Source organism: Pseudomonas sp. Q1 (genome assembly GCF_009935975.1).
Lineage (GTDB): Bacteria > Pseudomonadota > Gammaproteobacteria > Pseudomonadales > Pseudomonadaceae > Aquipseudomonas > Aquipseudomonas palleroniana.
On record NZ_QODI01000017.1, the window covers coordinates 17303 to 31927 of the forward strand.

Sequence of the window (14625 nt, forward strand, 5' to 3'; positions counted from 1 at the left end):
ATTCAGGGCGTGATTCTACCTACTTTTGCCTCACATTAACCGAGCAAAGCACGACCATGATGTCGCAAATGGTCTTCGATGAAGCTGGCGATGAAAAAGTAGCTATGGTCGTAGCCGGGCTGCAGGCGCAACTCCAGTGGGTGGTTGGCCACCTTCGCCGCCTGTATCAGGGCCTCAGGCTTGAGCTGCACAGCGAGAAAATCGTCGCGGTCGCCCTGATCCACCAGCAATGGCAGCTTTTGCACCGCTTCGCTGATCAGCACGCTGGCATCCCATTCACGCCATTTCGAGCGCTCCTCGCCCAGATAACGCGAGAAAGCCTTCTGCCCCCAAGGACAATCCATCGGATTGCTGATCGGCGAAAACGCTGACACCGACAGGTAACGCCCTGGGTTGCGCAACGCGCAGACCAACGCGCCATGCCCGCCCATGGAGTGCCCGCTGATGCCACGTTTATCCGATGCGGGGAAATGTGCTTCAACCAACGCCGGCAATTCCTGCACCACGTAGTCATGCATCCGATAGTGCTTGGCCCACGGTTCCTGGGTGGCATTGAGGTAGAAGCCTGCGCCCAGGCCGAAATCCCAGGCGTTGTCCGGGTCACCGGGCACACCCGGCCCACGGGGGCTGGTGTCCGGCGCGACGATGATCAACCCCAACTCGGCGGCCATGCGCTGGGCGCCGGCCTTCTGCATGAAGTTCTCGTCGGTGCAGGTCAGCCCGGACAACCAGTACAACACCGGCAGCTTGCCGCCCTGCTCCGCTTGCGGCGGCAGGTAGACTGCGAACGTCATGTCGCAGCCGAGGACATCGGAATGATGCTTGTAGCGTTTATGCCAGCCGCCGAAGCTCTTCTGGCATGACAGGTTCTCCAGACTCATGGCCGACCTCAAAAGTGGATGACGGTACGAATGCTCTTGCCTTCATGCATCAGGTCAAACGCTTTGTTGATGTCTTCCAGCCCCATGGTGTGAGTGATGAAGGTATCCAGCGGGATCTCGCCGGTCTGAGCCATCTCCACGTAGCTTGGCAGCTCGGTACGGCCGCGCACGCCGCCGAAAGCCGAACCGCGCCAGACGCGGCCGGTGACCAGCTGGAATGGGCGGGTGGCGATTTCCTGGCCGGCACCGGCCACACCGATGATCACCGACTCACCCCAGCCTTTATGGCAGCACTCAAGGGCGGCGCGCATCAGTTGCACGTTGCCGATGCACTCGAAGGAAAAGTCCACACCGCCGTCGGTCAAGTCGACGATGACGTCCTGGATCGGGCGATCGTAGTCTTTCGGGTTGATGCAGTCGGTGGCGCCCAGTTGCTTGGCGATTTCGAATTTGGCCGGGTTGATGTCGATCGCAATGATACGACCCGCCTTGGCCTTGACCGCGCCAATCACCGCCGACAGGCCGATGCCACCCAGGCCGAAGATCGCCACGGTGTCACCCGGCTTGACCTTGGCGGTGTTGATCACCGCACCAATACCGGTGGTGACGCCGCAGCCCAGCAGGCAGACTTTTTCCAGCGGCGCTTCTTTTGGGATCTTGGCTACGGAGATTTCCGGCAACACGGTGTACTCGGAGAACGTCGAGGTGCCCATGTAATGGAAAATCGGCTGGCCCTTGTAGGAAAACCGCGTGGTGCCGTCAGGCATCAAGCCTTTGCCCTGGGTGGAGCGGATCGCCTGGCACAGGTTGGTCTTGCCCGACAGGCAGAACTTGCACTTGCCGCACTCCGGCGTGTACAGCGGGATCACATGGTCACCCACGGCCACTGAGGTCACGCCCTCGCCGATGGCTTCAACCACCGCACCGCCCTCATGGCCGAGGATCGACGGGAAGATACCTTCCGGGTCAGCGCCCGACAGGGTGTAGGCGTCGGTATGGCACACGCCGGACGCGACCACGCGCAGCAGCACCTCGCCGGCCTTGGGCATGGCCACATCCACTTCAACGATCTCAAGGGGCTTCTTGGCTTCAAAGGCTACGGCGGCGCGGGACTTGATCATCCGGGTTTCTCCATGGGTTAAAAACTGAGGCGGTGAGTGTAAAACATGGCCCGGTGATGAATAATCCAGACAAAAGCAAAACTTTATTGCTGTACAGGGATAATCAACATGCTGGAAAACCGTTGGGAAGGCATTGATGAATTTGTCGCCGTCGCCGAATGCAGCCAGTTCACGGCAGCGGCCGAGCGCCTGGGCGTGTCGTCATCCCATATCAGCCGGCAGGTGGCACGCCTAGAAGAACGACTGCAAACGCGGTTGCTCTATCGCAGTACACGCAAGGTCACCCTGACCGAAGCCGGCCAGACCTTCCTGCAGCACTGCCAGCGTTTACAAGACGGTCGCGAAGAGGCCCTGCGCGCCGTGGGTGACCTCACCAGTGAACCCAAGGGCATGTTGCGCATGACCTGCGCGGTGGCTTACGGCGAACGGTTTATCGTGCCGCTGGTAACGCGATTCATGGCGCTGTACCCGCAATTGCGCGTGGATATTGAACTGACCAACCGCCAACTGGACCTGGTGCACGAAGGCCTCGACCTGGCGATTCGCCTGGGGCGCCTGCAAGACTCGCGCATGGTCGCCAGTCGGCTGGCCCCCCGACGCATGTACCTGTGCGCGTCGCCCTCCTACCTTGCAAGGTATGGTCGGCCACATAGCTTGTCGGAATTGAGTCGGCATAACTGCCTGATCGGCAGCTCGGATATCTGGCAATTGGCTCAGGACGGGCGCGAATTTTCTCAACGGGTGCAGGGTAACTGGCGTTGCAACAGTGGCCAGGCGGTACTGGATGCGGCGCTGCAAGGGGTTGGGTTGTGCCAATTGCCGGACTATTACGTGCTTGAGCATTTGCACAGTGGCGCGCTGGTGTCATTGCTGGAGGCGCATCAGCCGCCGAATACGGCGGTGTGGGCTCTGTATCCACAGCAGCGGCACTTATCGCCGAAGGTGCGCAAGTTGGTCGATTTCTTGAAGGCGGGGCTGGCTGAAAGGCCGGAGTACATCAGTTGAACAATCAGTGATTGAACCTATCGCCATCGGGAGCAAGCCCCCTCCCACATTTGGAATGCATTTCAAATGTGGGAGGGGGCTTGCTCCCGATGGGGCCGCTGCAGTCCAGCGGCCTACCTGCGATTAGCCCAGCGCAAGCGCAACCACTCCAGATCCTCTGGCCGGGTCACCTTGATATTGTCCGAACGCCCTTCAATCAAGCGCGGCGCCTGGCCGGACCATTCCATGGCCGAGGCTTCGTCAGTGATCACGGCGTCGGCCACCAGGCTGTCGGCCAACGCACGATGCAATGCCCCCAGGCGGAACATCTGAGGGGTATAGGCCTGCCAGATCAGGCTGCGGTCGACGGTTTCCATCACCCGCCCATGCTTGTCGACACGCTTGAGGGTATCGCGAGCCGGCACGGCCAGCAGGCCACCGACCGGGTCATCCGCAAGTTCGCTCAGGAGCTTGTCGAGATCGTCACGGCTCAGGTTTGGCCGCGCGGCATCGTGCACCAACACCCAATCGTCGTCGCTGGCGCCCAGGGCGTTGAGTTGCAAGAGTGCATTGAGCACCGACCCGGAACGCTCCGAGCCACCGTCCGCACGATGGATACGCGCGTCGCCTGCACACGCCAGTTCAGGCCAATAAGGATCATCAGAAGCAAGACTGACCACCAGGCCCTTGAGCGATGGATGGTCGAGAAAACAGCCAAGGCTGTGTTCGAGAATGGTGCGCCCGCCCAGTTGCAGATACTGCTTGGGACGGTCAGCGGCCATACGGGCACCGACGCCCGCGGCAGGAATCACGGCCCAGAAGGCCGGTAGGTGGTAACTCATTGGGCCAACTGGTAGAGGGTTTCACCCTCCTTGACCATGCCCAATTCATGACGAGCCCGCTCTTCAACGGTCTCCGTACCTTTTTTCAGCTCAAGTACTTCGGCGTCAAGGACGCGATTACGCTCCAGCAGGCGTTCGTTTTCGGCGTGCTGGTCGGCAATCTGCTGGGTCAGTTCTTCTACCTGCGCAAAGCTGCCATTACCGACCCATAGGCGGTACTGCAGGCCAGCCAGCAACAAGAGCAAGACGAGGAATAACCAATTGGGACTGCGCATCGAAATCCGGGTATCCAGTGAAAAAAGCCAGCCATGTAAAACTTTTGCAGCAACTGATAGCACGAAGCCTGGAAGGACCAGGCTTGTGCTAGATAGCCATCAGGTTAGCGTCGAAAAACACCCTATCGTGGTTTTTCCGACGCAATCCAACGACTTTTTACCATGCTTTACCATCAAGTAGCGATCAGCCGCGAAACTCACCGCGACCGTTGTACTTGGCTTTACCCGCCAGTTGCTCTTCGATACGCAGCAATTGGTTGTACTTGGAAACGCGGTCGGAACGGCACAGGGAACCCGTTTTGATCTGGCCCGCCGAGGTGCCCACAGCCAGGTCGGCAATGGTCGAGTCTTCGGTTTCGCCGGAGCGGTGGGAGATCACGGCGGTATAGCCTGCTGCCTTGGCCATCTGGATAGCTTCCAGGGTTTCGGTCAGGGTGCCGATCTGGTTGAACTTGATCAGGATCGAGTTGGCGATCTTTTTGTCGATGCCTTCTTTCAGGATCTTGGTGTTGGTCACGAACAGGTCGTCGCCCACCAGTTGGATTTTTTCGCCGATCTTGTCGGTAAGGACTTTCCAGCCGGCCCAGTCGGACTCATCCAGGCCGTCTTCGATCGAGATGATCGGATAGCGCTCGGTCAGACCTTTGAGGTAGTCGGCAAAACCTTCGGAAGTGAATACGTGGCCTTCACCGGACAGGTTGTATTTGCCGTCTTCATAGAACTCGCTGGCCGCGCAGTCCAGGGCCAGGGTCACGTCGGTGCCCAGCTTGTAGCCGGCGTTGGCCACGGCTTCGGAGATCACTTTCAGTGCATCTTCGTTGGACGCCAGGTTCGGCGCGAAACCACCTTCGTCACCCACGGCAGTGCTCAGGCCACGAGCCTTCAGTACAGCCTTCAGGTGATGGAAAATCTCGGTGCCCATGCGCAGGCCATCGGAGAAAGTCTTGGCGCCAACCGGCTGCACCATGAATTCCTGGATGTCGACGTTGTTATCGGCATGCTCGCCACCGTTGATGATGTTCATCATCGGCACCGGCATCGAGTACACACCCGGAGTGCCATTCAGGTTGGCAATGTGAGCGTACAGCGGCAGGTCCTGGTCCTGGGCAGCAGCCTTGGCAGCGGCCAGGGACACGGCGAGGATGGCGTTGGCGCCCAGGTTGCCTTTGTTTTCGGTGCCGTCGAGCTTGATCATCGCGTGATCCAGGGCTTTCTGGTCCACCGGATCCTTGCCCAGCAACAGGTCACGGATCGGGCCGTTGATGTTGGCTACGGCCTTCAGTACACCTTTGCCCAGGTAACGGCTCTTGTCGCCATCACGCAGTTCCAGCGCTTCGCGCGAACCGGTGGAAGCACCGGACGGCGCGCAGGCGCTACCGATGATGCCGTTATCGAGAAGCACGTCGGCTTCGACGGTGGGGTTGCCACGGGAGTCGAGAACTTCACGACCTTTGATGTCGACGATTTTTGCCATTGTTGTAAACACTCCAAAGTTGACGAAAACGACGCAGCTGAAGGAAAACTTTTGACCGACCGCAAGGGTGGAACAACGGGGCAGGCTTGCAGGCGACAAGGCTCAGGCCCACGGGCCTGAGCATAAAACGAGGGAAAGTCTACCGGAGAAACGGTGCTTACGCGGTTTCTACCGTCGGAAAACTCTTGACCAGTTCGTCCAACTGCTTGAGCTGGGCCAGGAACGGCTCCAGCTTGTCCAGGCGCAGGGCGCAAGGACCATCGCACTTGGCGTTGTCCGGGTCCGGGTGGGCTTCCAGGAACAGGCCGGCCAGGGACTGGCTCATGCCCGCCTTGGCCAGGTCGGTGACCTGGGCACGACGCCCACCGGCGGAGTCCGAGCGACCACCGGGCATTTGCAGCGCGTGGGTCACGTCGAAGAACACCGGGTATTCGAACTGTTTCATGATGCCGAAACCGAGCATGTCCACCACGAGGTTGTTGTAGCCGAAGCTCGAGCCACGCTCGCAGAGGATCAACTGGTCGTTACCCGCTTCCACGCACTTGTTCAGGATGTGTTTCATCTCCTGGGGCGCAAGGAACTGGGCTTTCTTGATGTTGATCACCGCGCCGGTCTTGGCCATCGCCACGACCAGGTCGGTCTGGCGCGACAGGAAGGCCGGCAACTGGATGATGTCGCACACCTCGGCGACCACGGCAGCCTGTTCAGGCTCGTGGACGTCGGTGATGATGGGCACGCCGAAGGCTTGCTTGATGTCCTGGAAGATCCGCATGCCTTCTTCAATGCCCGGGCCGCGATAGGAGGTCACGGACGAACGGTTGGCCTTGTCGAAGCTGGCCTTGAACACGTAGGGGATGCCCAGCTTCTGGGTGACCCGCACGTACTCTTCACAGACCTGCATCGCCATGTCGCGGCTTTCCAGCACGTTCATGCCGCCAAACAACACCATGGGCTTGTCGTTGGCAATCTCGATGTCGCCTACGCGAATGATCTTCTGGGCCATCAGGGTTACGCCTTCTTCTGATGTTGCGTCAGTGCTGCCTTGACGAAACCGCTGAACAACGGGTGACCGTCACGCGGAGTCGAGGTGAACTCAGGGTGGAACTGGCAAGCGACGAACCATGGGTGATCCGGTGCTTCGACCACTTCAACCAGCGCGCCGTCACCGGAGCGACCGGAGATTTTCAGGCCGGCTTCCTTGATCTGCGGCAACAGGTTGTTGTTCACCTCGTAGCGGTGACGGTGACGCTCGACGATCACGTCCTTGCCATAGCAGTCGTGTACCAGCGAGCCCGGCTCCAGCAGGCAATCCTGCGCGCCAAGGCGCATGGTGCCGCCCAGGTCGGAGGTTTCGGTACGGGTTTCAACGGCGCCGGTGGCATCTGCCCACTCGGTGATCAGGCCCACGACCGGATGGCCGCTACTGTGATCGAACTCGGTGGAGTTGGCGTCTTTCCAGCCCAGCACGTTACGGGCGAACTCGATAACGGCCACTTGCATGCCCAGGCAGATCCCCAGGTACGGCACCTTGTTCTCACGGGCGTACTGCACCGCAGTGATCTTGCCTTCCACGCCACGCAGGCCGAAACCGCCAGGAACGAGGATCGCATCGACACCTTCGAGCAGCGCAGTGCCCTGGTTCTCGATGTCTTCGGAATCGATGTAGCGCAGGTTGACCTTGGTACGGTTGCTGATACCGGCGTGGCTCATCGCTTCGATCAGCGACTTGTACGCGTCCAGCAGTTCCATGTACTTGCCGACCATCGCGATGGTGACTTCGTGCTCGGGGTTGAGCTTGGCGTCGACCACGGCGTCCCACTCGGACAGGTCCGCGCCGCCACACTGCAAGCCGAAACGCTCGACCACAAAATCATCCAGGCCTTGCGAATGCAGGATGCCCGGGATCTTGTAGATGGTGTCGGCGTCTTCCAGGCCAATCACCGCACGCTCTTCAACGTTGGTGAATTGCGCGATCTTGCGGCGCGAGGAAATGTCGATCGGGTGATCGGAGCGGCATACCAGCACGTCCGGCTGCAGGCCGATGGAACGCAGTTCCTTGACCGAATGCTGGGTAGGCTTGGTTTTGGTTTCGCCGGCGGTGGCGATGTACGGCACCAGGGTCAGGTGCATCAGCATCGCGCGCTTGGCGCCGACTTCGAAACGCAACTGGCGGATCGCCTCGAGGAACGGTTGGGATTCGATGTCACCCACGGTGCCACCGATCTCGACCATCGCCACGTCGGCATCGCCTGCACCCTTGATGATGCGGCGCTTGATTTCGTCGGTGATGTGCGGGATCACCTGGATGGTTGCACCCAGGTAGTCACCACGGCGCTCCTTGCGCAGCACGTGCTCGTAGACACGGCCGGTGGTGAAGTTGTTGTTCTGGGTCATGGTCGTGCGGATGAACCGCTCGTAGTGGCCCAGGTCCAGGTCGGTCTCGGCGCCGTCATGGGTGACGAACACTTCACCGTGCTGGAACGGGCTCATGGTGCCCGGGTCGACGTTGATGTACGGGTCCAGCTTGAGCATGGTGACTTTAAGCCCCCGCGCCTCCAGGATGGCCGCCAATGAAGCGGAGGCAATGCCTTTCCCCAATGAAGAAACAACACCGCCCGTGACGAATATGTAGCGCGTCATGAAAAACCCTAGAAGTCTGCGTTAAAGCGGTCCGAGCCGCCGGGGAAAGCGAAGGAAGGCCGAAGCCCCCGATCACCTGCATTAATCACAGTGCACCTTTCAAAAAAACCGCCGCGTGGTGACAGACCAGCAATGAAACACCGGTACGTTGATCGCTACACATTTTTTGGAATCGCCCAGCAAAGACTGCTTGGTAATCGGCAACTGCTGCGATTCAGGAGAATCCACAGAAGTTGTATCAAGAAGGGAGCGTAGTCTACCGGAAAGGCTCTATCAGCTCAAACCTTGATCGCAGTTCTGTGGCAACCAATGCAATTGCCAATCTTCACTCGGTACTGCCCAGCGTCCAGCGACGCTGGGGCCACCCAGCAATTGCTCCTCCCGATACAGGAGCGGCAATCTGCCACGGACGAAGCCCGGCAGCGCGCTTTCGTTAAGCAGGCGCTTCAGATCACGGCGACCTCGCCCCGGTACCTCGAGCACTTCACCGCCCCGGCGATAACGAACCTCCAGAGGGCCTTCGGGCACCTTGCCGACCAACTCCAGCCGGCCATTGCCGGGTAACTCTAGTGGGTTTTGCGGATCGGGCCAGCTCAACGTTGCGTCGGAAAATTCCGCCCAGGCACCCGGCAACCACCAGATGCGCTCGCCGCAACGGTGCAACTCGCCATCGGCCATGCGCCACAGAGGTTGCGCATCCGGCTTGGCGTCGCGCAGGGAATGCCAACCGGCCCAGTGATCACTGTCGGGTAAACGGGTCAGCGGGGTCAGCCAATGACGCAAGGCGTTGCGCTGGCGAGCGTCGGAAAGCTCACGCAATGGCGCAAGGGCCAGTGACGGTAAAGGCAGCCAGGGGAATGGTGAAGGTTGGTCCGCAGCCTGCAAGTCCATCCGCGCCAAGTCGTCCAGCAGCCCCTGGGCCTCGCCGAGCTGCTCGGCGGTACGGGCCAGGCGGCTGGCGGCTTGCGGCCAGCGCTGCGTCAGTGCCGGGAAAACGCGATGGCGCAAGTAATTGCGCGAAAAATGCGGGTCGGCATTGGAAGGGTCTTCGACCCACAGCAATTGATGTTCATGGGCGTAGGCTTCCAGCTCACCACGTGATACGTCGAGCAAGGGTCTCAGCAGATGGCCTCCCGCCAGGGGGCGATGACCAGGCATCGCCGCCAAGCCACGCACACCGGCCCCACGCAGCAGGCGAAACAACAGGGTTTCGGCCTGATCTTCGCGATGCTGGCCCGTAAGCAACACCCCCCCTGCCCCCGTGACTTCGGCAAACGCCTGATAACGTGCGTCGCGGGCGGCGCGCTCAAGGCTCGCTCCGGGCCGGACCTGCACACGCATGACGCACAAGGGCACGCCAAGGCTGTCGCACACCGACTGGCAATGACCGGGCCATGCGTCGGCGGCAGCTTGCAGGCCATGGTGGACATGCACGGCACTGAGCGTCGGGAACGTTTCGGTTTTTGCCAAAGAGACCAGAAGGTGCAGCAGCACGGTGGAATCCAGCCCACCTGAGAAAGCGACGTGCCAGGCCGGGGCATTGCGCCACGGGGCAAGGGCTTGAAGGAGTTTGGCGGCTAGCGCTGGCTTCATCGGAAAATACCGCCATCAAACTGGAATGCGACAACCCAGCATACACAAAGCAAATGTAGGAGGGGGCTTACTCCCGATAGCAGTGGGTCAGTCACTGGATCCATTGACTGACACTCCGCAATCGGGAGCAAGCCCCCTCCCACATTGAGTATTGCGACGATCTTACAGGCCGTAGCTCATCAGGCGCTCATAACGACGGGTCAGCAGCGCTTCGTTATCCAGCTTCTTGAGCATCGCCAGTTGCGAACCCAGTTCGGCGCGGATGGTCGCAGCAGCGGCAGCCGGGTCGCGGTGAGCACCGCCCAATGGCTCGGCGATCACTTTATCCACGATACCCAGGCCTTTGAGGCGATCGGCAGTAATGCCCATGGCTTCGGCAGCGTCCGGCGCCTTTTCTGCGGTTTTCCACAGGATCGAGGCGCAACCTTCCGGCGAGATCACCGCGTAGGTCGAATACTGCAGCATGTTCAACTGATCGCAAACGCCAATGGCCAATGCGCCGCCGGAGCCCCCTTCACCAATCACAGTCGCGATGATCGGGGTTTTCAGGCGAGCCATGACGCGCAGGTTCCAGGCAATCGCTTCGCTCTGGTTGCGCTCTTCAGCGTCGATACCCGGGTAGGCGCCCGGCGTGTCGATGAAGGTCAGGATCGGCATTTTGAAGCGCTCGGCCATTTCCATCAGGCGGCAAGCCTTGCGATAGCCTTCCGGACGCGGCATGCCGAAGTTGCGGCGCACCTTCTCGCGGACTTCACGGCCTTTCTGGTGACCGATCACCATGACCGGCTGGTCATCCAGGCGGGCGATACCACCAACGATGGCGGCGTCATCCGAGAAATGGCGGTCGCCATGCAGCTCGTCGAACTCGGTGAAGATGTGCTGGATGTAGTCCAGGGTGTATGGGCGACGCGGATGGCGAGCCAGGCGTGCGATCTGCCAGCTGGTCAGCTTGCCGAAGATGTCTTCGGTCAGCGTCTTGCTCTTGTCTTGCAGGCGGGAGATTTCATCGCCGATATTCAGCGAATTGTCATTGCCGACCAGGCGCAGTTCTTCGATCTTGGCTTGCAGGTCAGCGATCGGCTGTTCGAAATCAAGAAAATTCGGGTTCATAAGCGTCCGTCTTGGGTCGACGGCCAAGGAGTGCCTGGCCAGCCGGTTGTCTATTCGCGCCCTACCTTAAGGGAGAGGCGCGTTTAGGTCGAGATTAAATGTTCAGCCGAGGTCAGGTGTGCTGACCATCAGCGGTATTGGAGGAAGACGTTGTCTCGCCCGAACTGGTCACGCAAAGCTTGAATCAAGCCATCCGCCGGATCAATTCGCCACGTCTCGCCAAATTGCAACATCGCCTTGGCGTCGTTGCCGGTGTATTCCATGGTCACAGGGCAAGCGCCACGGTGACGCTTGAGCAAATCACCCAACCAGCGTAGCTGATCGCCCTTGAGCGCTTCGGTCTTGACCTTCAAGCGCAGGCTTTCGGCCAGGTTGGTACGGGCATCTTCCATACTCATGACCCGCTTGATCCGCAGACGCAGGCCACCGGAGAAGTCATCGTTACTGACCTCCCCTTCCACCACCACCATGGCATCGGTCTGCAGCAACGATTGTGCCGAGTGGAACGCATCGGCAAACAGCGACGCCTCGATTCGCCCCGAGCGGTCGTCGAGGGTGATAAAGCCCATCTTGTCGCCCTTCTTGTTCTTCATCACCCGCAGGGCGATGATCATGCCGGCGACGGTCTGGGTGTCGCGCGCCGGCTTCAGGTCGATGATGCGCTGACGGGCAAAACGACGGATTTCTCCTTCGTATTCGTCGATCGGGTGACCGGTAAGGTACAGACCCAAGGTGTCTTTCTCACCCTTGAGACGCTCCTTGAGGGTCAATTCCTTGGCCTTGCGGTGGTTCGCGTACACATCCGCATCGTCTTCGACGAACAGCCCCCCAAACAGGTCCGCATGGCCACTGTCGTGGGTGCGGGCAGTCTGTTCGGCGGCCTTGATCGCCTCTTCCATGGCGGCCAGCAGTACTGCCCGGTTGCGGTCGATATTGGCCTGGTAAGCCTTCGGCTCATCATGGAAATAGGGGCCGAGACGGTCAAGTGCGCCACTGCGAATCAGGCCATCGAGGGTACGTTTGTTGATGCGCTTGAGGTCAACCCGCGCACAGAAGTCGAACAGATCCTTGAACGGCCCGTCCTGCCGCGCTTCGGTGATCGCTTCCACCGGGCCTTCGCCGACCCCCTTGATCGCGCCCAGGCCATAGATGATGCGGCCTTCGTCGTTCACCGTGAACTTGAACTCCGAGGCGTTCACGTCCGGCGCGTCGAGGCGCAGCTTCATGGTGCGCACTTCCTCGATCAAGGTCACGACCTTGTCGGTGTTGTGCATGTCCGCCGAGAGTACCGCAGCCATGAAGGGCGCCGGGTAGTGGGCTTTCAGCCAGGCGGTCTGGTACGACACCAGGCCGTAGGCGGCGGAGTGGGATTTGTTGAAGCCATAACCGGCGAATTTTTCCACCAGGTCGAAAATGTTACCGGCCAGGTCGGCATCAATATTATTGGTGGCACACCCCTCAATGAAACCACCGCGCTGCTTGGCCATTTCCTCGGGTTTTTTCTTACCCATGGCGCGACGCAGCATGTCCGCACCACCCAGGGTGTAGCCCGCCATCACCTGGGCAATCTGCATCACCTGTTCCTGATACAGGATGATGCCGTAGGTCGGTGCCAGTACTGGCTTGAGGCCCTCGTACTGATAATCGGAGTGCGGATATGCCAGCTCGGCACGCCCGTGCTTACGGTTGATGAAGTCATCCACCATGCCCGATTGCAGCGGCCCCGGACGGAACAGGGCCACCAGTGCGATCAAGTCTTCCAGGCAGTCGGGCTTGAGCTTTTTGATCAGCTCCTTCATGCCCCGGGATTCAAGCTGGAATACTGCCGTGGTTTCGGCTTTTTGCAGCAACGAATAGGTCGGCTTGTCATCCAGCGGGATGAACGCGATATCCAGCGGCTCCTCGCCGGCCTTGGCGCGGTCGCGGTTGATCGTCTTGAGCGCCCAATCGATGATCGTCAGGGTCCGCAGGCCCAGGAAGTCGAACTTCACCAGGCCGGCGGCTTCCACGTCGTCCTTGTCGAACTGGGTAACCAGGCCGTCGCCTTCTTCATCGCAGTAGATCGGCGAAAAGTCGGTAAGTTTGGTCGGTGCGATAACCACGCCACCGGCATGTTTACCCACGTTACGCACCACACCTTCGAGCTTGCGGGCCATGTCCCAGATTTCGGCGGCCTCTTCATCAACCTTGATAAAGTCGCGCAGGATTTCTTCCTGCTCGTAGGCTTTTTCCAGCGTCATGCCGACTTCGAACGGGATCATCTTCGACAGGCGGTCCGCCAGGCCGTAAGACTTGCCCTGTACGCGCGCCACGTCACGGATTACCGCCTTCGCCGCCATGGAACCGAAAGTGATGATCTGGCTGACGGCGTTGCGGCCGTATTTCTCAGCCACGTACTCAATCACGCGGTCACGGCCATCCATGCAGAAGTCGACGTCGAAGTCGGGCATGGAAACCCGTTCCGGGTTCAGGAACCGCTCGAACAGCAGGTCATACTCCAGCGGGTCAAGGTCGGTGATCTTCTGTACATAAGCCACCAGCGAGCCGGCACCTGAGCCTCGACCCGGGCCAACCGGCACGCCGTTGTTCTTGGCCCACTGGATAAAGTCCATCACGATCAGGAAGTAACCGGGGAACCCCATCTGGATAATGATATCCAGCTCGAAATTCAGCCGATCCACGTAGACCTGGCGCTTGGCCTCGTAATCTTCGGTAGTGTCCTTGGGCAGCAGAACGGCCAACCGCTCTTCCAGGCCATCGAACGACACCTTGCGGAAGTACTCATCGATGGTCATGCCATCGGGAATCGGGAAGTTGGGCAGGAAGTGCTTGCCCAGTTTCACTTCAATGTTGCAGCGCTTGGCGATCTCGACGGAGTTTTCCAGGGCCTCGGGCAGGTCGCTGAACAGCTCGGCCATCTCCTCGGCACTTTTGAGGTATTGCTCTTCGCTGTAGTTTTTCGAGCGGCGCGGGTCATCCAGCGCCCGGCCTTCACCGATGCACACACGGGTTTCGTGGGCCTCGAAATCTTCTCGCTTGATGAAACGCACATCGTTGGTCGCCACCAGCGGTGCGCCCAACTTGTCGGCCAGCGCCACTGCGGCGTGCAGGTGTTCTTCATCGTTAGGCCGATTGGTACGCTGGACTTCCAGGTAAAAACGGTCGGGGAAGACCTGCATCCACTCGCGGGCCAGTACTTCGGCTTCCTGGGGGTTGCCACCGAGCAGCGCAATACCGATCTCGCCTTCCTTGGCGGCCGACAGCATGATCAGCCCTTCGCTGGCCTCGGCCACCCACTCGCGCTCGATGATGATCGAGCCATTGCGCTGGCCGTCGATAAAACCACGGGAAATCAGTTCGGTGAGGTTGCGATAACCCACGCCGTTCATCGCCAGCAGGCTGATGCGGCTCAGGGGGTTATCCGGGTCTTTGTTGGACAGCCACAGGTCGGCGCCGCAAATCGGCTTGATGCCGGCGCCCATGGCGTTCTTGTAGAACTTGACCAGGGAGCACATGTTGTTCTGGTCGGTCACCGCCACCGCAGGCATGTTCATGCCCACCAGGGTTTTGACCAGCGGTTTGATCCGTACCAGGCCATCGACCAGGGAGTATTCAGTGTGCAGGCGTAGGTGAACGAATGAAGCCGGCATAGTGATCCTGTCTAGATACGTGGAAACAACAAGGCCCGGATTGTACCGGGCCTTG

Annotated in this window: 11 protein-coding genes; 1 reads left to right on the plus strand and 10 read right to left on the minus strand. The window is 60.0% G+C overall.

Annotation, left to right across the window (positions count from 1 at the left end):
• Positions 1-35: 35 nt before the first annotated feature.
• Complete coding sequence (fghA, locus tag DK870_RS23795) at positions 36-881, minus strand: S-formylglutathione hydrolase (protein WP_161549848.1); 846 nt, start codon at positions 879-881, stop codon at positions 36-38.
• 8 nt (positions 882-889) lie between these two features.
• Positions 890-2002: an S-(hydroxymethyl)glutathione dehydrogenase/class III alcohol dehydrogenase gene (locus tag DK870_RS23800; protein WP_025855143.1), complete on the minus strand. Its 1113-nt coding sequence runs from the start codon at positions 2000-2002 to the stop codon at positions 890-892.
• A 108-nt stretch (positions 2003-2110) separates the two neighbouring features.
• Between DK870_RS23800 and DK870_RS23805 the strand changes: the two genes are divergently transcribed.
• Positions 2111-3007 carry a LysR substrate-binding domain-containing protein gene (locus tag DK870_RS23805; RefSeq protein ID WP_161549849.1) on the plus strand — a complete coding sequence of 299 codons (897 nt, stop codon included), beginning with the start codon at positions 2111-2113 and terminating at the stop codon, positions 3005-3007.
• A gap of 113 nt (positions 3008-3120) precedes the next feature.
• On the opposite strand, the gene ispD is transcribed toward DK870_RS23805, so the two are convergent.
• The 8 genes from ispD to dnaE form a co-directional block, all read right to left on the minus strand.
• Complete coding sequence (gene ispD / locus DK870_RS23810; RefSeq protein WP_060754054.1) at positions 3121-3828, minus strand: 2-C-methyl-D-erythritol 4-phosphate cytidylyltransferase; 708 nt, start codon at positions 3826-3828, stop codon at positions 3121-3123.
• A complete protein-coding gene (gene ftsB / locus DK870_RS23815) occupies positions 3825-4103 on the minus strand; it encodes a cell division protein FtsB (RefSeq protein ID WP_057723188.1) in 279 nt (92 codons plus the stop codon). Before ftsB ends, ispD begins: the two co-directional genes overlap by 4 nt.
• Positions 4104-4287: 184 nt before the next feature.
• A complete protein-coding gene (eno, locus tag DK870_RS23820) occupies positions 4288-5577 on the minus strand; it encodes a phosphopyruvate hydratase (protein WP_060754053.1) in 1290 nt (429 codons plus the stop codon).
• A gap of 157 nt (positions 5578-5734) precedes the next feature.
• On the minus strand, positions 5735-6580 hold the full coding sequence (kdsA, locus tag DK870_RS23825; RefSeq protein WP_161549850.1) for a 3-deoxy-8-phosphooctulonate synthase: 846 nt from the start codon (positions 6578-6580) through the stop codon (positions 5735-5737).
• Between the two features lie 5 nt (positions 6581-6585).
• Entirely contained in the window at positions 6586-8217 is a 1632-nt protein-coding gene (locus DK870_RS23830; protein WP_090366385.1) for a CTP synthase, read from the minus strand.
• A gap of 273 nt (positions 8218-8490) precedes the next feature.
• Positions 8491-9810 (minus strand): tRNA lysidine(34) synthetase TilS, encoded by a 1320-nt coding sequence (gene tilS, locus DK870_RS23835; protein WP_161549851.1) that lies wholly within the window; start codon positions 9808-9810, stop codon positions 8491-8493.
• A 162-nt stretch (positions 9811-9972) separates the two neighbouring features.
• Positions 9973-10920: an acetyl-CoA carboxylase carboxyltransferase subunit alpha gene (locus tag DK870_RS23840; RefSeq protein WP_060754049.1), complete on the minus strand. Its 948-nt coding sequence runs from the start codon at positions 10918-10920 to the stop codon at positions 9973-9975.
• A 128-nt stretch (positions 10921-11048) separates the two neighbouring features.
• Entirely contained in the window at positions 11049-14570 is a 3522-nt protein-coding gene (gene dnaE / locus DK870_RS23845; RefSeq protein ID WP_161549852.1) for a DNA polymerase III subunit alpha, read from the minus strand.
• Between the last annotated feature and the right edge of the window lie 55 nt (positions 14571-14625).

What these genes read in the sequence shown, in the direction of transcription:
- DK870_RS23840 (WP_060754049.1), bottom strand. Translation starts at nt 10,920, where the DNA reads ATGAACCCGAATTTTCTTGATTTCGAACAGCCGATCGCTGACCTGCAA.
- DK870_RS23800 (WP_025855143.1), bottom strand. Translation starts at nt 2,002, where the DNA reads ATGATCAAGTCCCGCGCCGCCGTAGCCTTTGAAGCCAAGAAGCCCCTT.
- fghA (WP_161549848.1), bottom strand. Translation starts at nt 881, where the DNA reads ATGAGTCTGGAGAACCTGTCATGCCAGAAGAGCTTCGGCGGCTGGCAT.
- kdsA (WP_161549850.1), bottom strand. Translation starts at nt 6,580, where the DNA reads ATGGCCCAGAAGATCATTCGCGTAGGCGACATCGAGATTGCCAACGAC.
- tilS (WP_161549851.1), bottom strand. Translation starts at nt 9,810, where the DNA reads ATGAAGCCAGCGCTAGCCGCCAAACTCCTTCAAGCCCTTGCCCCGTGG.
- ftsB (WP_057723188.1), bottom strand. Translation starts at nt 4,103, where the DNA reads ATGCGCAGTCCCAATTGGTTATTCCTCGTCTTGCTCTTGTTGCTGGCT.
- DK870_RS23805 (WP_161549849.1), top strand. Translation starts at nt 2,111, where the DNA reads ATGCTGGAAAACCGTTGGGAAGGCATTGATGAATTTGTCGCCGTCGCC.
- DK870_RS23830 (WP_090366385.1), bottom strand. Translation starts at nt 8,217, where the DNA reads ATGACGCGCTACATATTCGTCACGGGCGGTGTTGTTTCTTCATTGGGG.
- ispD (WP_060754054.1), bottom strand. Translation starts at nt 3,828, where the DNA reads ATGAGTTACCACCTACCGGCCTTCTGGGCCGTGATTCCTGCCGCGGGC.
- dnaE (WP_161549852.1), bottom strand. Translation starts at nt 14,570, where the DNA reads ATGCCGGCTTCATTCGTTCACCTACGCCTGCACACTGAATACTCCCTG.
- eno (WP_060754053.1), bottom strand. Translation starts at nt 5,577, where the DNA reads ATGGCAAAAATCGTCGACATCAAAGGTCGTGAAGTTCTCGACTCCCGT.